This window comes from Lentilactobacillus fungorum, from assembly GCF_016860605.1.
GTDB lineage: Bacteria > Bacillota > Bacilli > Lactobacillales > Lactobacillaceae > Lentilactobacillus > Lentilactobacillus fungorum.
The window spans coordinates 283,490-302,327 of sequence record NZ_BNJR01000004.1; the positions used below are offsets into that span (position 1 = coordinate 283,490).

Consider the following 18,838-nt stretch of genomic DNA (forward strand, 5'->3'; position numbering starts at 1 on the left):
AAAGTCAATTCATATCGTTGTAAGCGTATGTACAAAAAAATAGACTTACAGATGTGTAAATCTATTTTACCAGTTCTTCAAGTGCATGTGACAATATCCCGTTAACAAATTTTCGGGAACGATCATCACTATATTTTTTTGCCAGTTCGATTGCTTCGTTAATTGAAACCTTAGCAGGTAAATCGTCAACATAAATCATTTCATAAAGCGCGATTTCTAAGATAATCAAATCGGTCTTAGCAATTCGGTTAAGTGACCAGCCGGCAATTAAGTACTTTTGAATTAGTTGATCGATCGCCGGTTTATGATCTAAAACCCCCGCAATCAATTGATGAAGATACTTTGGGTACTCATCACCGTACTGACCGTCAGTCAATACCTGAAAAAAATCTTGCCAATCGGTTTGCTCGTTGGTATTTAAAGCAAACAAGGTTTGAAATGCAATTTCTCTAATGTGATGCCTGGTTAGTTCCACTAGTTCTCACCGTCTTCTTCATCATCAGTTGCAAAGGGATTATTGGGGTCAACCGTACTGGTCGTCTTTTCTGGAATCACGCCTTGAACGTGGACGTTTACTTCATGAGCCTTGAGATCTGTCATAAAGTAAAGCTGTTGTTCCACTTGGCTTTGAATCTGCAAAGCAACTTTTGGTACGGAGACACCGTAATTGAGATAAACATAAATATCAACGACAAGTTCTTCGTTGGCGTAGGTTAATTTAACACCCTTGCTATGTTCCTTTCTGCGGCCCAATAGTTCATTAACGCTGCTGGAAAACGACCCGCGCATCCGATTAACACCGTCAACTTCTGTTGAAGCAACCCCAGCAATAATTTCCAAAACATTGGGGGCAATCTCAATTTTTCCTAATTCAGGATCATTTGTATGAAGTGTAATATTCGTATCTTCAGCCATTTCAAAGCCTCCGTTTTCAATCAAATCAGCCAGTTCTATTGATTAGGCCCGGGAAATATAAGTACCATCGGTTGTATTAATCACCAACTTGTCCCCTTGATTAACAAAGAATGGTACTTGAAGGGTTAGGCCGGTCGTCATTGTAGCCGGTTTAGAACCGCCAGAAGCCGTATCGCCTTTAATTCCAGGTTCAGTTGACGCAACTTCAAGGGTAACCGTATTTGGCAATTCAACTCCTAAAGTTTCAGTTCCATACTGGATAACGTTGACTTCCATATTTTCTTGCAAGTAATTCAACTCATCCTTAATTTGTTCAGCTGGAATTGAAATTTGGTCATAAGTATCCATGTCCATAAAGACATGTTGATCACCGTCTGCGTATAAGTATTGCATCTTCCGGGTATCAATTTGGGCTTGTTCCATCTTTGCACCGGAACGGAAAGTCTTTTCTTGAACGGCGCCAGTCCGCAAATTTTTAAGCTTTGAACGCACGAACGCGCCACCTTTACCGGGTTTTACGTGTTGAAAACTTAAAATTCTCCAAATTGCACCATCAACTTCGATGGTCAAACCGTTCTTAAAATCAGCAGTTGAAATTGCCATTCTAGTTCCTCCTAATAAAAATAGTAAGCAAAACCAGGCGCTTAAAAAGCAAACGTTCTTTGAACACATAATTCAAGCTTTAACAATTATGTTCAAGGTACTGATCAAGTTCCCGCCTGGTGGCGCTATTCTAAATGTAAAGTAACATACCTAATTATATAATACTTTTTGGTGAAATATCCAACTTTAATCGATTAAGTTCAAACACCTGATAAAAAAGCTGGGAAGCAAAACAGGTGTTTTGTCCCAGCTTTTCATTCAAAATTTCTAACGATTACTTAGCAGCTTCAGCAACTGGATATACCGAAACCTGACGTTTGTCGCGACCTTTTCTTTCAAAACGGACAACCCCGTCAACTAATGCAAATAACGTATCGTCATTACCACGCTTAACGTTATTGCCCGGGTAAATATGGGTTCCACGTTGTCGGTAAATAATTGAACCGCTATGAACTGATGATCCATCAGCTGCTTTAGTTCCTAAACGACGACCAGCAGAGTTTCGGCCGTTGGCAGTTGATCCACCACCTTTATGGTGAGAGAAAAATTGTAAATTCATTGCTAACATGATGACACCTCCGAATCCAATTTGTTATTTTGTCATTGTTAAATTAATATATTGACTATAACTTGATGCAATATCAGCCATTCCGTTTTGAAAAGTCTTCAAAATTGCATCTGCTTGAATGCTTTTCTTTGAATCGGTAATGACTGGGATGCTCACTGATAAATAACCACCCTCATCATCGTGGCTGTCGACTTCAATGTCCAAGCCAGCCACCTCTTGAAGGCCATTAACGGTCGCAATACTCAGAACTGACACGGCTGAACAAACAATATCTTGTCCGTACTCTCCGGCATCCGCGTGACCGGTAATGATAAAGCCACTAATATATTGATGATAATGATTAATGGTTGCTTGTATCATCGGTTGAACACCTCGTGTATCAATTAGGCCTTAATTGAGTCAATAACAACCTTTGTATATGGTTGACGATGACCCTTCTTTGAACGTGAACCTTTCTTTGGCTTGTAACGGAAAATGATGATCTTCTTTTGCCGACCCTGCTTTTCAACAGTACCAGTAACAGATGCGCCATCAACTAACGGCGTACCAACCTTCACTGTATCGCCGCCAACCATCACAACTTGGTCGAAAGTAACTTTGTCACCTTCATTTGCGTCTAACTTTTCAACGTAAATAGCGTCACCTTCAGAAACTTTGTATTGCTTTCCGCCTGTAGTAATCACTGCGTACATATTGTGCACCTCCTTATATTTTTGCTTAGACTCGCCGAAACAGAGCGGCCGAATCTCGACACTTTAGCTCGAATCGAGCGGTTGTAGCTGTGGAAGCCACAATTACAACGTTACTAGTATACATAACCATCATTGTTTCGTCAACTCATAATTCCTAAAACAAAAAAACAACCGTTTCGCCGGTTGATTTTTCTACTTTCTTTGAGCTAAATGTTTGCCATTCCCCCGAATGGATGTTGAAGAGTCGGCAAAATATTGAAAAATTCCACAAATAATGAAAATAAGAACAATAAATATAACGAATCCCACAACTTCCACCTCCTAAAAACAATAGTGCAACTGCACTACAAGTTCATTATGAACCAATTACTAACTGGTCATCAAATCATTAGGGATAAACAAACGAAAATTTAATAAAAACTAAATATTCTCACTTGAATCACAATAATTATTCAGCTTAATCCGTCACTTAGACATTGACTCCCCCTGAAATATCCCATATAATTGTTATTGTTGATTTGTCGCAATAGCTCAGCTGGATAGAGCAACGGTCTTCTAAACCGTAGGTCGAGAGTTCGAATCTCTCTTGCGACATTGTCAGCACTTTTTACTAAGTGTTGATGTAACGCGTTCAATCCTGACGGGCTATGGGTTGAGCGCGTTTTTTTGTTGTCTTTAAGTTCCCTCTTTTATAAAACTCGGGTCAAAAGAGGGTCAACGACCACTATTCTCTCATATTTGTTTCTTTATTAGTCAACTATCAGGAATTATTTTGGGACCACAAAACGCTCATGCCCCAATTAATATAGAAGAACAAGTGCAAATGCTATTATCCATCTCTTCTCCCGGCAAGAAAGGCAGAAAATGGTCTTACAGATAACCAACCTATTTACGTCGATGTTGACATTTTGATCTTCACCATCACCAATAAGATATATACTTAATATATAAAGTATATATCTTATTGGGGTTTCGTGCATTTATGTTCGAAATTGATTGGGGGTTATCGTGATGCTCATGATTTTGGCAGTTTTGTTCATTGTCTTTTGCTATAAATTCTTTACGTCTTGGCTTTGGTGGATCATCGCTTTGCTGCTGTTGATGGACATTTGGAGCTTCATAGATACATGGCAAGTAATGTTTTTAATCGGTTTTACTGCTCTAGCTATTGGAGTTCACGGGATTATCAAAAAGAAGCATCTAAAATCACCAACTGATCAGCAAAAATAAAATTATGAATTATGTAATGGAGGCTGGGACAAAAGTCCCAGCCTCACCCTCCCTGAAGGGGATGGCGAAGTAATCATCACATTCTAGTCTGAATTGTATACATAAAGGCCAGTACCTTGAGACGCTGACAGGTAACACGAGCTTATAACCCTGAGCAAGCCCCCATTGGACGGTGATTATGACTGTCTTTAAGTTTCCTCTTTTATAGAACTCAGGTCAAAAAACGGTCAACGAGAATTTCGAAACAACCATTCTCTCATATTTGTTTCTTTGTTGGTCAACTATCAGGAATTATTTTAGGCCTGAAAAATGCTCATGCCCAATTAATATAGAAAAATAAGTATAAATGCTATTATTTACCCCTCTTCTCCCGGCAAAAAAGGCAGAAAATGGTCTTACAGATAATCAACCTATTTACGTCGATGTTGACATTTTAATCTTCACCATCACCAATAAGATATATACTGAACATATAAAGTAATATCGACTTGGAGTTTTGTACATTTATATTCGAAGCTGATTGGGGGTTATCGTGATGGTTTCACTACTTCTATTTTTAATTGTTGTCTTTTGCTATAAGTTCTTTACTTCTTGGCTCTGGTGGATCATCGCTTTGCTGCTGTTAATAAATTTTTGGAATTTTATTACTTCTTGGCAAGTAATTGTACTTGCTTTGTTTAGTGCATCAGCTTTTCTAATTTACGAAGCTATCAAGGGCATACATTCTAAATCACAACCTAACAAGCAAAAATAAAAATATGAATGACAGTAATTGCCCTGTTGGGAGACTTTTATTTAACGCGAAATTAAAAGCCAAGTGGGCTTCAAGGAAAATAATTTGCATGAATGATCGGAAAAAATTCGAAAATATTCTTAGGAACGTTAATTTTAAATATTTTGATACTTTGTAGTTCTCGATAATCCAAAAACGGCGAATTCTGTCATTACCCATAGAATTCGTCGTTTTTGATTCGTTAAATTGATTAATAATTATTATCTTGGCGTCGTTCATTAATCTGATTTTTATCTTTAAACGCTGACTCAATTTCGTCCTCAGAATAGCCAAAATCGACTAGCCCAAATTTTAAAAATAAGCGCCAAGAATGGTTAAAACTATCGCCGCTATGATTAAAGTAAGCATCAAACAGCATTCGCTTCATTGCGAGGTACTGCTTATCCAAGCGTTCTTCTTTTTTTAATGAAGTAACCTTATCAAGATCCTTTTCGGAATTTAATATGAAATGATTCCAATTTTTTAAATTAGCAATCAATAAATAAAAATCAAGCGCATCTACATACTCATATAAAAGCGTTTCACGAGGGGTCTTGTCGGGATCGCTTTTCCCGCGATGAATTTTCCAGACTTTAAACCATTCGGAAGTATTGGCCATTTCTGCAAGCTCTACATCCAAGGCAACAAACGCATTTTTAATTCGAGCATCGTTAGACCAATGAAGTTGCTTTTTTTCTTCAATTTGTCGATTTAAGAACACTGAAGCTGAAATGAGTGATTGCAAGTCCATTTAATAACTCCTATCCAAATATTAGTTGATTTGAGAGAATCCCTAATTGCTTTTTATTATCTAAATACCACTCTTGGATGAATGGATAATCTAACAGTAAATACACAAAACTTTCCTTTTGATCAGGATCGTGAATTGAAGCACCCCATTGCGGTCGATCCGCGCTGCCCATGTTATACACCTTTAATTGAATATCATGATCAAGATTGAGCGAAGCGCCGCCATTTTGATCTGCCATTAGAATAAACTGATTATCGGCAGATTTAACGAATAATTCATCCATAATGGACTCGGAGACGTCACCAGCCGCGAATTTGTAAAATTCATTATTGATACCATCTAAAACGTTAAAATCAATCTTGAAGCCAAAGTGCTCTTTTAAAATTTCGGCGACTTTAAGTAATACTTGTAGTGTGGCTTTTAAGTCAGCAACATCAGTCCCCTGCAGGTCAACAACAAAATAATCAATTAAAGAGGCCCCGTGGAATAGCAATTCTTTGGTTGCAAGGTTCAGGTAAAACAATGGTCGATTATAATCAGTCGGCCCAAAGAAAAAGCCAGTTGTATTCTTAGTTGACTTAGTAAAAGTAAACGTCTGATCACCAAGTGCAGCAAACTTGCAGAGTAATTTTTGAACATGATCTGGATTACTAATCTGCAAACTATTACCGACATTGGCAAGCTGCAAGATTCGTTCCAAAAAAATGAGTTGCACATCTTCATCAGAGAATTGATGCGGAAAAACAACGAAGTCGGCGTTTAGCTGATAATTCGTCAATTGAACGGCAGCTGCCAGCAGTTCAGCTTGATCAGTTGTATCGTTTAACTGATCAAAGGCTTTTACATATTGATAGCCATTGTCCAAGCCGGCCTTAATCGCCTCACCGTAACTCGTTAGCAACTGTCCAGTTGTCATCGTTTTAGTGCTTTCAGATTCATTACTCATCGTCTTTCACCTGCGATTCAGCTGTTAAGTTTTGGATATATTTGGCATATAAATGATCATTACTATCATTAAACGCATCAAAGCTGCCAAAAGACGCGCGGATATTCTGTTTTTCAAGATTCAAAATGGTTTCTTCCTTAGATAAAGCAAGTATTTTATTCTCATTTTCTTTAATTTTAGGTCGCGCATTAGTCGCTTGTTCATCAATGTTTGTCAGCTCCAGTAACGCATCGGTTAGTTGTTGATGGGCTTCCTTAACTTTACCGGCTTCCCAAGGCATTGGCGATTTTTCTTCATTTTCTTTCAGCTGTTTTCGAACCGCTTCTTTTTTTTGGTCACGCTTATCTTGGTCCTCGATTAATTGCGTTAATTTTTCATTTTCTTCGCCAAGTTGCCGCATTTCGTCATCATTGACCCGCTTATTTTCTAATTCTAGTTGAAATGACTTGGCCAGCATCCCATAAGCCTCTTCAGAAAAATTGAAGCGAACATTAATTGGGTCTAATTCACCAAACAGTCGATGATCCCACCAATTACCAAAATAAATATGAAACTTGCCTAACTCATATTCATGATAATAAAAGAATGGGTACGTTTTACCTAAATAATCAATCAATTGATCACTTAAATGGTGACTAAGCTGGGCATTTAAATCAGACGCCAGTCCATAATGATCAGGTTTAGTCTCCGTTAGAGTCTCCCCATTTGCTTCTGTCGCAAATCGATTTGGATCGATTAATTCGTATACTTTAAGATCATTCCCTTTAGTGATTGATTCACTAAGATCATTTAAATACGCCATCTTCTGCTTGAGTGCCGAAGACAAAATGGCATCATTTTGACTGAATTGATCTTCTTCAGTTTTTCTATCCATAATATTGCCTCATTTTCCCCGTTATTTATACATTAATGTTATCTGAAAAACGTACATAAATAAAGAGCTAATCACATTATTTATGAAAGATTTGTCAAAGTGATGAGAAAATAAGCCATTCTTTTGAAAATTAAATGACAACAGCGGGCAGGCCATCATGATGAGTTCGTGATGACCTGCCCGCTTGAATATTCAACTGGTTGCTAACATAATCGCCAGCTGAAAGTCTGAGAAACTTTTTTCGATCTGCCTAGATTTTGGTATCCAATAGTCTCGTGGCTTGCTTTGATGGCCTTATTTAACAATGTAGACATTCTTATAGTTGTATGTTGCCCCGGCAGTATTATAAATAATCCCTTTCACCTTGCTGCTCAACAAGTTTTTACTTGCTGATTGATATAGTGGGGTAATGCCTTGGTTCTCCAATAAGATATTTTGAGCCTTGGTCATGTCCTCAAATCGTTTGTCAGTGTTGCCGGCATCAGTCGTTGAAGATGCCTTGATCAACTTGTCGTACTGCTTATTTGACCATTGAGGAACATTGCTTGGGTTGCCTGTCGTTAGGATGTTTAAGAAAGTAATGGGATCGGCAAAGTCAGCGTACCAATCGCCCATTGTGACTTCGTAATTATGTGATTTCTGCCGTGAAAGTAACGTTTGAAACGGGATATTTCTTAAATTGACTGTTAATCCAGGCAGGTTCTTTTCTAATTGCGATTGCAGATATTCACTGACTTGTTTTTGTGCAAATTCGTCTGAACTGAGCAGCGTAAAACTCATTTTGGTGATTCCCAGCTCTTTGAGGCCGGCTTTCCATAACGCCTTTGCCTTGGTTGGATTATAGTTTAACGCATCCGGTTTGGCGGTTGTAGCTGTGAAATCTTTACCAGTCTTAGGGTTAATTGATAATCCTTTGGAAACAAAACTTTGTGAGTTAAATGAACCGTCTCCCAGAATCTTCTTGGTCAACTGGCCGCGATCGATTGCCATTGAAATAGCTTCTCTAATCTTTAAGTTTTTGAACAATTTTTTCTTTTGATTGAATGCCAAGTAGTAGCAGCTCGAAGTTTCTCGAGTCACCAAATTCTTATTATTCTTCAAATTTTTGGCCAAAACACCTGACAAACCAACATATTGCAGCTTATTGATCTTGAATTGATTATAGCCGGTCGAAGGGTCCTTGGTCACTTGATAATGGAGCTTATCCAATTTGACTGCTCTCTTATCCCAATAGTTCTGATTCTTGACGAGCGTCCAAGTCATACCGGTTCCGTTCCAACTGGTCAGTTTAAACGGCCCATTGTAGACCATATCAGCACTCTTTGTCCCGTAATTGTCGCCAAATTTCTCAACGACTTTTTGATTCTGTGGGAAGTATAACGGAAAGCCCATTAGCAGTTTAAAGTAGGGAATTTTCTTTTCCAAAGTTACTACTAGTTTATAATTGCCAACCGCTTTAATCCCAAGCGAATTTGGTGACTTTTTATTGGCCTGAATTGCATCGGCATTTTGAATTCCTGAGAAAAGATATCCATACTGGGACGCCGTTTTTGGATTGACAGTTCTTCGCCAGGAATACACGAAATCCTTGGCAGTCACGGGATCACCATTGCTCCATTTGGTTCCTTTGCGCAGATTAAACGTATATTTTAACCCATCATTTGAAATGCTGGTTTTGGTGGCCAGTGCATTCTCAATTTTGCTATTCTTACCCAAACGATAAAGCCCTTCATCGATATTGTTTAAAACTTCAAACGTTTGAACAGACGTCGTTTTGGAAAGATCAACGGTCGAAAGTTCTGAATCTACTGCGGTGGTAAATTCCTGCTTAGCAGCCAGTTTCCCCGAACCGCTCTTTTGCGATGAGCAGCCGGTTAAAATTAAGGCCGCTGTGACAACTAACCCCACTTTTAAACCAAATTGACTATTTGCCATAATGAGACACCCCTTAAAAAGTTGCATGAGAGTAAAAATCATCTAGTTATAATTACATGATATTTTAATGAGAACTAATCGGTATAAAAAAGAGTCCATAGAAGTACACCATTGTGCACCACCATGAGCTCTTTGAATAGTCGATTACGCTCTTATTAAGTGCGGTAGCGTTATTTTAGCACACTAATACTTTTCAAGGTATTGATCTCGTTCCCAACCGGAAACTTGTGTGCGATATGAATCATATTCCAAGTTCTTAGCTTCAATAAAGCTGTGGTAAAGTCGGCTGCCCAACGCTTTTTTCATCGTTTCGTCAGCTGAAAGGTCTTTCAGAGCATTATGCAAAGTGTCTGGCAAGTTTTGGATGTGGCTCTCAGCTAATTCATCACTATTCATACGATAAATATTGCGATCAACACTGTGTTCTGGTTCGATCTTGTTTCGCAAGCCATCCAAACCGGCTTCCAAGACAGTCGCAATTGCCAAATATGGATTGGCAGCTGGATCAACACTTCGAAGTTCCAGACGGGTGGAGTTTCCTCGAGCGCTTGGAATTCGAATTAACGGTGACCGGTTGGAGCCAGACCAAGCGACGTAGACTGGTGCTTCGTAACCAGGCACTAAACGTTTGTATGAGTTAACAATTGGGTTACATACCGCTGTAAATGAACGCGCATGTTTCAACAAGCCACCTAGGAAGTAATAAGCCTCTTGTGAAAGCTCTAATTTACCATCTTTATCGTAGAAAGTATTTCCTGTATCGTTAAACAACGACATGTTAATATGCATGCCAGAACCATTAATACCGCTTAGTGGTTTAGGCATAAACGTTGCGTATAGACCATATTTGCGGGCAACTGTTTTCACAACCAATTTGAAGGTCTGAATATTGTCAGCCGCAGCGAGGGCATCCGCATACTTAAAATCAATTTCATGTTGACCAGGGGCAACCTCGTGGTGGGCCGCTTCAACATCAAAGCCCATCTCTTCCAAAGTCAACACGATTTCACGACGGCAATTTTCACCCAAATCCATTGGTGCCATATCAAAGTAGCTGCCCTTATCATTTAGATGTAAGGTTGGCTCACCGTTTTCGCCCATCTTGAACAGAAAGAATTCAGGTTCAGGGCCGATATTAAAAGCAGTGAACCCAGCTTTTTTCATATCACCCAAAACACGAATTAAGTTATTTCTAGGATCGGCTTCAAATGGATTGCCATCCGGTGTATAAACTTCACAAATAACCCGAGCAATTTTACCACGATCCGTGCTCCACGGAAAAATCATCCAAGTCGACAGATCTGGGTATAAGTACATATCACTTTCTTCAATTCGAACGAATCCTTCAATTGAAGAACCATCAAACATCAATTTATTGTCAAGTAATTTATCTAATTGCCCAATCGGTATTTCAACATTTTTAATGGTGCCGAACAAATCAGTAAACATCAAGCGCAAGAACTTGACATCTTCTTCTTTTACCATCTTACGAATATCATCTTTTGTGTAATTGTGTTTTGTGGCCATCTATACAACGCTCCTATCAGTTATTTGTTAAATTTAGTGAAATTATTCGGATCATCAAACGTCGAAGAAGGTGGCTTCAGCCCGCCGATATTAAGAAATTCGTCTTGAAGAATTTTTCTGACATCACTATCCGTGAGGCCCTTTTCCATATTCTTTTTCCGCTCTTCTTCCAATTGAGATTGCTTTTTATAGACTTCTTTAATTCCAGAAATATTTAAGCCATCATCCAAGTAATCTTTAATCTCCAAAAGCCGATCGACGTCATTCAGTGAATACATTCTCCGATTACCCTCGTTTCTGAGGGGCTTGATCAAATCCTGCTGTTCATAATATCTTATCTGCCTTGCGGACAAGTCAGTCAGCTTCATCACGGTTCCAATCGGCAAAACTGACATTGAGCGCCGTAATTCCTTCTCTCGCATTGTTCACCTCCTAAATCTTGTACTCATCATAACATTCTAAGTGCTAAAGTCAATAGCCAATGTTATGTTTTATGACATCGATTGGTGTTTTGCTTCTGCCAGCCAATTTGCCACATCTGTTAGCAACCGCTCACGATCTTTTGATGAGTTGATCACGTCATACCAATGGGGTTTGGTTTTATTTCTAAACCAAGTAAGTTGGCGTTTAGCATAGTGCCTCGAGTCTTTTTTTACTTGCTCAATCGCTTCTTCAAGGGGTTCTTGACCGGCAAAATAATTGTCAAACTCATGATAGCCAATTCCTTTACCCGCCTGAAGATTCGTACCACCGTGCTCAAATAAATTGCGGGCTTCACTCAACAGCCCATTTTTGACCATAAGATCAACTCGTTGATTGATCCGTTGATAAAGTAGTGACCGCTCAGTGGTTAAGCCAATAATAAAGGCATTGATTTGTCGGGGCTGATTGACCTGATCCGAAAATCGATGCCCCGTTTTGAGTGTCACTTCGATCGCCCGCACAACTCGCCGGACGTTGTTGACAGGAATACGCCTAGCCGCGATCGGATCCAAGGCTGCCAAGCGTTTATGAAGTGCCACGTTACCTTTACTATCGGCAACTTGTAAAAGTTCTTGACGTAAATGGTTATCTGTATAGGGATCACCGCCAAGTTCCAATCCCGAAAGCAATGCCTGTAAATAAAAACCCGTGCCGCCAACGATAATCGGCAATTTATTGCGATCCGTAATATCGTTAATCGCCACTTCCGCATCACGAACAAAGTCGGCAACCGAATAACGCTCATCAATGTTTCGAATATCAATCAAATGATGCGCAATCCCCTGCTTTTCTTTCTCAGTTACCTTAGCCGTTCCAATGTCTAGCGTTCGATAAACCTGCATTGAGTCGCCAGAGATGATCTCGCCATTAAACCGTTTAGCTATCTGAATTGACATTGCTGTCTTACCAACGGCTGTCGGGCCAACAATTGCTAAAACTTTTTTCATTGCTATTCACCTCTCATTTCTGCTCGCAATTGAACTGCTCGGGCCGGAAAATCAGTAATGATCGCAGCCATATTTTTTTTAAAGCAATATTGCATATCCTCAGTTGTATTCACGGTCCAAGGACGCAAATGCTTAGCCGAAGCAAAATAGGGATGTCGTTTCACCCAACGAATATCTGGATGAAAGTCTTCAATGAACCGGCTTCTTTTCAGTCCCTTGGCCTGCTTAGCTGCCGTTTTGAATAACTTAGCCCGATAGGCTTGCGGATCAATATTTGTTAATATTTCCAGTGATCTAGCATTAAAACTTGAATAAATCAATTGAAAAGGATAATGAATTGAGGAAAAATATTCATCAACCGCTTGTTCAATCCCTGGATACTGAATTTTATTCGTCTTTAGTTCCAGATTAAAAATCCCAGCGAACTGATTATCAATTAATAACTGAACCACTTCTTGCAGCGTTGGCACTTGGGTCCCCTTAAACTCCTCTGAAAATCGCATTCCGGCATCCAAATGTTTAATTTCAGCCAGGTTTTTTTCGTAAATTAACCCATGACCATTTGTTGTTCGATCAACCGTCTCATCATGCATGATAATTAATTGGTGATCTTTTGAAAAATGCACATCCGTCTCAATTCCATCGGCGCCATCATTGAGGGCAGCTTGAAATGAGACTAATGTATTTTCAGGTCGGGTGCCTTTACTACCACGGTGCGCAATTACTTTTGTATCAATTTTCATGATTTTCTCCCACAATCTTGGAATAATGAGACAATTAACTAGATATCTGAATCTAAATAACGCATAATAAAGGTATCAAGTTGCATTGGAGGGTTTGCTATGAAGCATTTTACAAGTGGTTTAGTCGTCGGCGTCATCGGAACAGTTGCCGCCGGCTTGGGCGCGTTACTGACTTTTAAGAAAGCCGTCGTTGATCCAATTGAAGATGAGGAACAAAAGTTTGAAGAGAACCGCAAAAAGGCACTCCGAAAGAGCCGTGCTGCCCACCATAATTAACTAATCAAGATTTCTGAGTACTTAACTTAATTACTTGTGGCTGACCAGCGAATAAAGTGATTAAGATACTTGCCTAAAGTTCCAAACTCAAGCAAAATAGCGTAATCATCCCGGTCTTGGAATGGTTACGCTATTTTGCTTGAGTGACCAAGTTCACGTTTATCACAGGTCAAATCAAAATGGTCAATCATACTTAGCACGCCAAAACTTGTTGCCATTTCCGGTTGAGTAATCCTAAGCAACTAATCGTCTAATTAAAGATTGCTCTTCTTTTCTTTACCATTCCAATTTTGATAACCCGTTTTTAAAATATAAATCTCATGATACCCTTTTTTACTTAAATACAAAGCTGCTCGCTTACTAATGGTCTTTCCTTGGTCGTATAAATAAACCGGTAAGTCAGAACGGATTTGCCCATAAAAATTTCGAATTGTTGAAAATGGTACGTTGCGGGCCCCTAAAATATGGCCATCCTTGAAACTTTTTTGTTCTCTTAAATCAATGACCTGGGCTTTTCGCATACCATGTTTGAAATCATCATTAGATAAGTATGTAGCAACCTTTTTGACTCGCGTGTTTTGGATAAGTGTGTAACCAAGCCAACCAATCAAAATAATGATTAAAATAATTGACATGATCATGTTTGCGCTTATTGCTCCTATTATCACTTGTGATATCATCCCTTTGTTTTGTATTTAGTGATTAGTGATTAGTGATTAGTGATTACGAAACTGAAGTGCCAATGAAGCAGCTCCGATGACGCCTGCATCATTACCAAGTTGGGCTAATTTAAGTTTAGTGGAATCTCGAACAGATGGAAAGGCATTTTCTTGGAAATAACGGGTCGTTGGTTGTAAAAGTGTATTTCCAGCGTTTGAAACACCACCACCAATAATAATATTTTCTGGATTTAAAATATTACCAATATCCGATAAAGCTAACCCAAGGTACGAACAAACCCGGTCTACAATCCGGTTGGCTAAAATGTCGCCATTATCGGCTAAATAAAAAACCATCTTCGAGGTGAGGCCTTCATCACTATCTAGTAGCTCTTGAATTCGGGACTTGCCGGTAAATTCCTTTGCTAAGTCCTTTGCTAATCGGACGACACCAGTTGCTGAAGCGTACTGTTCCAAACAACCCCGTTTGCCACAAGTACATAGATAACCGCCTGGCTGAACAGTAATATGACCAATTTCTCCAGCACCATTGTTAATCCCATGAACCAGATGACCATTAGCAACTACGCCGCCGCCGACACCTGTACCTAAGGTGACGAAAACAACATCCTTAGCTTTATCGCCAGCGCCTTTCCAATATTCCCCCAATGCGGCACTATTGGCATCATTATCGATCATAATTGGTAGTTGTAAGTTGGCAGAAATAGTTGCGCCAACCGGTTGCACAATCTTCCAACCTAAGTTGTAGGCGCCGACCACAGTTCCTTTTTTGCGATCAACAGCTCCTGGCGTTCCCATGCCAATTCCGAAGAAATCATTAGCAGTATAGTCTTCCTTGCGCATTTGGTCGCCAATTGACTTAACGATGTTCGGCACAATATTACTACCGGCGTTACTGATATCAGTAGGGATGCGCCACTTTGCTAAGATATTTCCTTCTTGATCAACAAACGCAAACTTAGTAGTCGTTCCTCCCAGATCAATTCCGATTAAATTCTTTGCCAATGTCATTACCCCCGACTTTCATTTTTTTCCTCGACACGATGCTCACGATTCAAAATTAGTTTTGCTTGAAGGAATTCTTTGTGAGAAATTAAATGCGCTTCATGCAAGTGATCCAACTCTAAAGCCATCACCTCAATGTCCCAGAGCCGTTTGCCAACATACACATAAATATCGAACTTCTTAAGTAGTTGTTGAACATCATATAGCGTTTTCATTATCTCACATCCTCATTAAAAATTCTTTCTAATTTGAAAAATATTAAAGATTTCCTTGCATGCCAAGAACGAATAAGCCAACTGCGATTACTAGTAGCATCGCGCCAGCAATTAGCCGTTTAACTGAGCTTACCTTGCCAAAACTGACCCCGACCACGTAGGCCACTAAAAAGCCACCGATTAGCCCGCCAATGTGTCCGGCAATATCAATTCCTTGAACAAAAATGTCAGTGCCAATATTTAATACAATAAACAGTAAAAATGTCCTTGCCATCGAAGAAATCGCTGGGTTATTCGAGAAGCTTTCACCCAGCATCATGAAAGCACCGAATAAGCCAAAAATTGCGGTACTGGCACCGGCAGATAACCCAACGCTAAATGTAAAACTAGCCAGGTTACCAACAATTCCAGACACTAAAAAAATGACTAAGAAACGAAGATGGCCAAATAATTGCTCAACGTACATCCCAATAAAATAGAGGGTAATCCCATTCATTAAGATATGCGTAAACCCAATATGAATAAAGATAGGGGTTACGAGTCGCCAATATTGGCCAGCTCGAATGGCAGGATTATACTTAGCCCCAAAGTTAACGAGTGTCATTGGATCGGTAGTGCCACCCATGATCGACATTATTAAAAAAACAACGATCATCATGGCGAGCAATCCATAAGTGACATAAGGTTGATCTTTTAAACGCGTCATTATATCTCCTTATCCGCAAAGCTTTAATAAATCAGTTTATCAATTAACATATCATGGGCTTCAGTCGGCCAAATCGGGGTCTCATAAAGCTGGGGCGGCAAGGCCAATGAGATACTCTTGCCAGAAAAGCCCGCCAGATATCGATCATAAAAGCCACCGCCAAACCCAACGCGGTAATGGTTTTTAGCAAATGCCAATCCTGGGACAATCAAGGCATCGAGTGATGTTTTATCAACAACGTGGCCACCTTTAGGTTCAGTTGTCCCAAACGGGGTTGTCACAAATTGGGTATCCGCTTCTAATAAAACGAATTCCATTTGCCGTTTAGGCAGCGTTCGCGGCACCGCAATTTGCTTATGCTGCTGTTTTGAATAGCTGATAATTGGTGCAGTATTGAGCTCTCCCGCCATGCTTAAGGTTACCCCAATGAGTTGACTATTCAAATAATCAGGATCCGCAAATAATTGCCGATATAGCTGATTAATGATGGCATCAGCAGTTGATTGCTCAAAAAAGACTTGTAATTTGTGTTGCTGAACCGCTCGTAATTGAGCTTTGGATAATTTGGGTTCACTCATTTGACCACCAACGTTTCTTCAAAATCATTATCCACAGTTAAATAAAAAAGGTTTGGGATAAAATTCCCCAAGCCTTATTTGGTTTCACGATGTAATGTCACTTTACGTTGACGTGGACAATACTTTTTAAGCTCCAAACGGTCGGGATTGTTACGACGGTTTTTGCTAGATAAGTAAGTACGTTCGTGGCATTCTGTACATTCCATTGTAATGTGTACACGCATGGAATAGGACCTCCAAACTTTTTATTAATACAGCTACTCTATTAGCCTTAACTTAAAATAGTTTATCATCAATTGACCTAAATTACTAGGATTAAATCGATAATTGTTAAGTATTTTTACTTAACAGTTGACGTTGACTGGACGTCCTTCCAATAAGCTGCGTAGATTTTCTTAGCGAGCTGCATATTATTGCTTTCAGCATTTACACCCAAATTAGGCATTGCCAGGGCGACAACCACTTGGGGATGGGTGGATGGCGCATAGGAAGCCAAACTTAACGTAACCGTTTCGTTGCCATTATAGAACGTTTGTGCTGTTCCAGTTTTTGCCGAAATTTCTGGTTTAATCGTATCCAATTCGCCACCGGTCTTATACGTGTTTGACCCATGGACAACATCGTACAATCCTTTTTTGACAACTGCTCGTTGAGCCGCGGTCATATCGATATGGTTCAAGACATTCGGCATGACGGTTGACTTCACTTGCCCGAGCTTACCATCCTTGGTTGTCCCGCGGATAGACTGAACAACGTGTGGCGCGATTCGATAGCCGCCATTTGCGACCGTTGAGATATATTGGGCAACTTGCATGGTCGTGTAAGCATCATAGTTTCCAAAAGCTAAATCAAGCGCGCTTCCGATGTGCTTTGACCCACTCTTCCCCTTTAAACCAGTTGATTCTCCAGGAATGTCAATGCCAGTATCAACGCCTAAGCCAAATTGGTTAAAGTAGCCCCGCATTGTATTGAAGACATTTGGACTCATCGTAAGAGCCCCACCCTCAACGTAATTAAAGTGGCCTTCTTTCATTGCCAACTGCATCATATACGAGTTGGAAGAAACCTCAAGCGCGCCACTTGCGTCAACCGCAATATTAGCATTACCACTATGGTTAAACCATGAAGATTTTTTAACGCCACCAGTCGTAATCGGTTGATCGGTTAGCGTACTATTGGTTGGTGTAATGACCCCATCCATAAGTGCGCCGGAAACCATGGCCCCCTTCACAACCGACCCCATTACAATTGAACTATTAATCGTCCCTAAGATGTTGTCGGTAATTTTAGACGTTTTGGGATCCCGGTTAACGCCGCCCATTCCAATGATGGCACCATTATTGGGGTTCATGACCACTGCATAAGTACCGGTAGAATTGCCGCCGGCTCCTTGTTCTGCAGATCGGACCAACGATTGTAAATCTTTTTGGAACTTGGCGTTAATCGTTAATTGAAGGTTGTCTCCTTTTTGACCACCATACTTTTTGATTTCTTTTTTAATTTCGTTATCGCTATTTAACACAACTTGTGTTTGAGATTTGGTCCCCCGAAGAACGGACTCGTATTGCCGCTCCAAATAGCTTTGACCAACGCTGTCGTTTCTAGAATAACCTTGAGCTAACAATTCATTAACCCGATCGCTGGGCAAGCCGGTCTTTTCATTGGAAACCGTTCCGGTAATGCCTTGAATCGCCTGTCCATTAGGGTAATTACGACTCCAGCTGGTACCCACGTTAACTCCCGGCATTTCAGAAAGGTGTTCGCCAACTTCAGCAACTTCTTTTTGCGTCACGCCACTATCCTTAATATTAACCGTCGAAAGTTGGTAAGCGCTACTCATTTTAGCAAAAATGGTTGCCGCAATCTTCATCTGGTGGCTAAACTGAGCGGATCCCATTTTTTCAACGTACTCAACCGCTTTGTTATACCTGGCATCTTCACTATAGCCAGAGGTATTCGGTAACTTCTTTTCAACTGCTGATAACCTTGTTGGATCACTCAAATAGTAATCAGCTAACTGTCGCTTGGTTAAGCTGCCCGTTTTGACCGTAATAAAACTAGCCAGTCTGGTTGCTGTTTTGTACAAATCAGTAGTCAAATCATTGGCGCCCTTAGTGTAAATAATTGCTTGATGAGCTGAATTGCCAACTAAAATATGTCCTGTAGAGTCATAGATCATCCCCCGCTGAACATTGCCATTGACGATTGAAGTATCCGAGCGATTGACTTCGGCTTTAAACTTTGAGCCATACATGACCTGCAGATACGCTAACTGCGTCAAAAGTGCGACAAATAAGATGCCGACAATAATAAAAATAATATTAATCCGAAATGGTAGGGAAGCTGCTTTTCCCTTTTTAATTCGTTTGTTTCTCTTTTTAAAAATTTTCAC

At 39.9% G+C, this 18,838-nt stretch carries 23 protein-coding genes, 1 tRNA gene and 1 other annotated feature; of the genes, 3 read left to right on the forward strand and 21 right to left on the reverse strand.

Annotated features, from left to right (window positions below):
- Nucleotides 1-61 precede the first annotated feature (61 nt).
- The 6 genes from nusB to rplU form a co-directional block, all read right to left on the reverse strand.
- On the reverse strand, nucleotides 62-475 hold the full coding sequence (nusB, locus tag YK48G_RS01450) for a transcription antitermination factor NusB (RefSeq protein ID WP_203628922.1): 414 nt from the start codon (nucleotides 473-475) through the stop codon (nucleotides 62-64).
- Nucleotides 475-915 (reverse strand): Asp23/Gls24 family envelope stress response protein, encoded by a 441-nt coding sequence (locus YK48G_RS01455; protein ID WP_203628923.1) that lies wholly within the window; start codon nucleotides 913-915, stop codon nucleotides 475-477. Before YK48G_RS01455 ends, nusB begins: the two co-directional genes overlap by 1 nt.
- Nucleotides 916-957: 42 nt before the next feature.
- Nucleotides 958-1,518: an elongation factor P gene (efp, locus tag YK48G_RS01460; protein ID WP_203628924.1), complete on the reverse strand. Its 561-nt coding sequence runs from the start codon at nucleotides 1,516-1,518 to the stop codon at nucleotides 958-960.
- Between the two features lie 274 nt (nucleotides 1,519-1,792).
- The gene (gene rpmA, locus YK48G_RS01465; protein WP_203628925.1) at nucleotides 1,793-2,086 is read right to left on the reverse strand and encodes a 50S ribosomal protein L27; all 294 of its coding nucleotides are present in this window, start codon (nucleotides 2,084-2,086) and stop codon (nucleotides 1,793-1,795) included.
- Between the two features lie 24 nt (nucleotides 2,087-2,110).
- Complete coding sequence (locus tag YK48G_RS01470) at nucleotides 2,111-2,446, reverse strand: ribosomal-processing cysteine protease Prp (protein ID WP_203628926.1); 336 nt, start codon at nucleotides 2,444-2,446, stop codon at nucleotides 2,111-2,113.
- A gap of 23 nt (nucleotides 2,447-2,469) precedes the next feature.
- Nucleotides 2,470-2,778 (reverse strand): 50S ribosomal protein L21, encoded by a 309-nt coding sequence (gene rplU, locus YK48G_RS01475; protein WP_203628927.1) that lies wholly within the window; start codon nucleotides 2,776-2,778, stop codon nucleotides 2,470-2,472.
- 17 nt (nucleotides 2,779-2,795) lie between these two features.
- Nucleotides 2,796-2,871 (reverse strand) — a sequence feature (ribosomal protein L21 leader region).
- A 427-nt stretch (nucleotides 2,872-3,298) separates the two neighbouring features.
- On the opposite strand from rplU, the gene YK48G_RS01480 reads away from it, so the two are divergent.
- Both YK48G_RS01480 and YK48G_RS01485 read left to right on the forward strand, forming a co-directional pair.
- Nucleotides 3,299-3,372: transfer RNA gene (locus YK48G_RS01480), tRNA-Arg, on the forward strand.
- 417 nt (nucleotides 3,373-3,789) lie between these two features.
- Entirely contained in the window at nucleotides 3,790-4,008 is a 219-nt protein-coding gene (locus YK48G_RS01485) for a hypothetical protein (protein ID WP_203628928.1), read from the forward strand.
- Nucleotides 4,009-4,991: 983 nt separating this feature from the next.
- On the opposite strand, the gene YK48G_RS01490 is transcribed toward YK48G_RS01485, so the two are convergent.
- The 8 genes from YK48G_RS01490 to YK48G_RS01525 form a co-directional block, all read right to left on the reverse strand.
- Nucleotides 4,992-5,531, reverse strand: a complete 540-nt coding sequence (locus YK48G_RS01490; protein WP_203628929.1) for a dUTPase — start codon at nucleotides 5,529-5,531, stop codon at nucleotides 4,992-4,994.
- 10 nt (nucleotides 5,532-5,541) lie between these two features.
- Nucleotides 5,542-6,477 (reverse strand): hypothetical protein, encoded by a 936-nt coding sequence (locus YK48G_RS01495; protein WP_203628930.1) that lies wholly within the window; start codon nucleotides 6,475-6,477, stop codon nucleotides 5,542-5,544.
- Entirely contained in the window at nucleotides 6,470-7,351 is an 882-nt protein-coding gene (locus YK48G_RS01500) for a hypothetical protein (protein WP_203628931.1), read from the reverse strand. Before YK48G_RS01500 ends, YK48G_RS01495 begins: the two co-directional genes overlap by 8 nt.
- A gap of 294 nt (nucleotides 7,352-7,645) precedes the next feature.
- A complete protein-coding gene (locus YK48G_RS01505) occupies nucleotides 7,646-9,286 on the reverse strand; it encodes a peptide ABC transporter substrate-binding protein (RefSeq protein WP_203628932.1) in 1,641 nt (546 codons plus the stop codon).
- Between the two features lie 183 nt (nucleotides 9,287-9,469).
- Nucleotides 9,470-10,813 carry a type I glutamate--ammonia ligase gene (glnA, locus tag YK48G_RS01510; RefSeq protein ID WP_203628933.1) on the reverse strand — a complete coding sequence of 448 codons (1,344 nt, stop codon included), beginning with the start codon at nucleotides 10,811-10,813 and terminating at the stop codon, nucleotides 9,470-9,472.
- Nucleotides 10,814-10,833: 20 nt separating this feature from the next.
- Nucleotides 10,834-11,235 carry a MerR family transcriptional regulator gene (locus tag YK48G_RS01515; RefSeq protein ID WP_203628934.1) on the reverse strand — a complete coding sequence of 134 codons (402 nt, stop codon included), beginning with the start codon at nucleotides 11,233-11,235 and terminating at the stop codon, nucleotides 10,834-10,836.
- 69 nt (nucleotides 11,236-11,304) lie between these two features.
- A complete protein-coding gene (gene miaA, locus YK48G_RS01520) occupies nucleotides 11,305-12,243 on the reverse strand; it encodes a tRNA (adenosine(37)-N6)-dimethylallyltransferase MiaA (RefSeq protein ID WP_203628935.1) in 939 nt (312 codons plus the stop codon).
- A gap of 2 nt (nucleotides 12,244-12,245) precedes the next feature.
- A complete protein-coding gene (locus YK48G_RS01525; RefSeq protein ID WP_203628936.1) occupies nucleotides 12,246-12,986 on the reverse strand; it encodes a glycerophosphodiester phosphodiesterase in 741 nt (246 codons plus the stop codon).
- A 99-nt stretch (nucleotides 12,987-13,085) separates the two neighbouring features.
- Here YK48G_RS01525 and YK48G_RS01530 point away from each other — a divergent pair, with 99 nt between their 5' ends.
- The gene (locus YK48G_RS01530; RefSeq protein WP_203628937.1) at nucleotides 13,086-13,262 is read left to right on the forward strand and encodes a DUF3042 family protein; all 177 of its coding nucleotides are present in this window, start codon (nucleotides 13,086-13,088) and stop codon (nucleotides 13,260-13,262) included.
- A gap of 254 nt (nucleotides 13,263-13,516) precedes the next feature.
- On the opposite strand, the gene YK48G_RS01535 is transcribed toward YK48G_RS01530, so the two are convergent.
- The 7 genes from YK48G_RS01535 to YK48G_RS01565 form a co-directional block, all read right to left on the reverse strand.
- Nucleotides 13,517-13,942 carry a rhodanese-like domain-containing protein gene (locus YK48G_RS01535; protein ID WP_203628938.1) on the reverse strand — a complete coding sequence of 142 codons (426 nt, stop codon included), beginning with the start codon at nucleotides 13,940-13,942 and terminating at the stop codon, nucleotides 13,517-13,519.
- Between the two features lie 36 nt (nucleotides 13,943-13,978).
- On the reverse strand, nucleotides 13,979-14,947 hold the full coding sequence (locus YK48G_RS01540; RefSeq protein ID WP_284692003.1) for an ROK family glucokinase: 969 nt from the start codon (nucleotides 14,945-14,947) through the stop codon (nucleotides 13,979-13,981).
- A gap of 5 nt (nucleotides 14,948-14,952) precedes the next feature.
- Complete coding sequence (locus tag YK48G_RS01545) at nucleotides 14,953-15,162, reverse strand: YqgQ family protein (RefSeq protein ID WP_203628940.1); 210 nt, start codon at nucleotides 15,160-15,162, stop codon at nucleotides 14,953-14,955.
- A 43-nt stretch (nucleotides 15,163-15,205) separates the two neighbouring features.
- Nucleotides 15,206-15,868 (reverse strand): rhomboid family intramembrane serine protease, encoded by a 663-nt coding sequence (locus YK48G_RS01550; RefSeq protein ID WP_203628941.1) that lies wholly within the window; start codon nucleotides 15,866-15,868, stop codon nucleotides 15,206-15,208.
- 23 nt (nucleotides 15,869-15,891) lie between these two features.
- Nucleotides 15,892-16,446 (reverse strand): 5-formyltetrahydrofolate cyclo-ligase, encoded by a 555-nt coding sequence (locus YK48G_RS01555; protein WP_203628942.1) that lies wholly within the window; start codon nucleotides 16,444-16,446, stop codon nucleotides 15,892-15,894.
- A gap of 74 nt (nucleotides 16,447-16,520) precedes the next feature.
- Nucleotides 16,521-16,670, reverse strand: a complete 150-nt coding sequence (gene rpmG, locus YK48G_RS01560; RefSeq protein WP_081467807.1) for a 50S ribosomal protein L33 — start codon at nucleotides 16,668-16,670, stop codon at nucleotides 16,521-16,523.
- A gap of 116 nt (nucleotides 16,671-16,786) precedes the next feature.
- Complete coding sequence (locus YK48G_RS01565) at nucleotides 16,787-18,838, reverse strand: peptidoglycan D,D-transpeptidase FtsI family protein (protein WP_203628943.1); 2,052 nt, start codon at nucleotides 18,836-18,838, stop codon at nucleotides 16,787-16,789.

Coding starts and splice junctions, on each gene's coding strand:
- YK48G_RS01455 (WP_203628923.1), bottom strand. CDS start 915: ATGGCTGAAGATACGAATATTACACTTCATACAAATGATCCTGAATTA.
- efp (WP_203628924.1), bottom strand. CDS start 1,518: ATGGCAATTTCAACTGCTGATTTTAAGAACGGTTTGACCATCGAAGTT.
- rpmA (WP_203628925.1), bottom strand. CDS start 2,086: ATGTTAGCAATGAATTTACAATTTTTCTCTCACCATAAAGGTGGTGGA.
- YK48G_RS01470 (WP_203628926.1), bottom strand. CDS start 2,446: ATGATACAAGCAACCATTAATCATTATCATCAATATATTAGTGGCTTT.
- rplU (WP_203628927.1), bottom strand. CDS start 2,778: ATGTACGCAGTGATTACTACAGGCGGAAAGCAATACAAAGTTTCTGAA.
- YK48G_RS01485 (WP_203628928.1), top strand. CDS start 3,790: ATGCTCATGATTTTGGCAGTTTTGTTCATTGTCTTTTGCTATAAATTC.
- YK48G_RS01490 (WP_203628929.1), bottom strand. CDS start 5,531: ATGGACTTGCAATCACTCATTTCAGCTTCAGTGTTCTTAAATCGACAA.
- YK48G_RS01495 (WP_203628930.1), bottom strand. CDS start 6,477: ATGAGTAATGAATCTGAAAGCACTAAAACGATGACAACTGGACAGTTG.
- YK48G_RS01500 (WP_203628931.1), bottom strand. CDS start 7,351: ATGGATAGAAAAACTGAAGAAGATCAATTCAGTCAAAATGATGCCATT.
- YK48G_RS01505 (WP_203628932.1), bottom strand. CDS start 9,286: ATGGCAAATAGTCAATTTGGTTTAAAAGTGGGGTTAGTTGTCACAGCG.
- glnA (WP_203628933.1), bottom strand. CDS start 10,813: ATGGCCACAAAACACAATTACACAAAAGATGATATTCGTAAGATGGTA.
- YK48G_RS01515 (WP_203628934.1), bottom strand. CDS start 11,235: ATGCGAGAGAAGGAATTACGGCGCTCAATGTCAGTTTTGCCGATTGGA.
- miaA (WP_203628935.1), bottom strand. CDS start 12,243: ATGAAAAAAGTTTTAGCAATTGTTGGCCCGACAGCCGTTGGTAAGACA.
- YK48G_RS01525 (WP_203628936.1), bottom strand. CDS start 12,986: ATGAAAATTGATACAAAAGTAATTGCGCACCGTGGTAGTAAAGGCACC.
- YK48G_RS01530 (WP_203628937.1), top strand. CDS start 13,086: ATGAAGCATTTTACAAGTGGTTTAGTCGTCGGCGTCATCGGAACAGTT.
- YK48G_RS01535 (WP_203628938.1), bottom strand. CDS start 13,942: ATGATATCACAAGTGATAATAGGAGCAATAAGCGCAAACATGATCATG.
- YK48G_RS01545 (WP_203628940.1), bottom strand. CDS start 15,162: ATGAAAACGCTATATGATGTTCAACAACTACTTAAGAAGTTCGATATT.
- YK48G_RS01550 (WP_203628941.1), bottom strand. CDS start 15,868: ATGACGCGTTTAAAAGATCAACCTTATGTCACTTATGGATTGCTCGCC.
- YK48G_RS01555 (WP_203628942.1), bottom strand. CDS start 16,446: ATGAGTGAACCCAAATTATCCAAAGCTCAATTACGAGCGGTTCAGCAA.
- rpmG (WP_081467807.1), bottom strand. CDS start 16,670: ATGCGTGTACACATTACAATGGAATGTACAGAATGCCACGAACGTACT.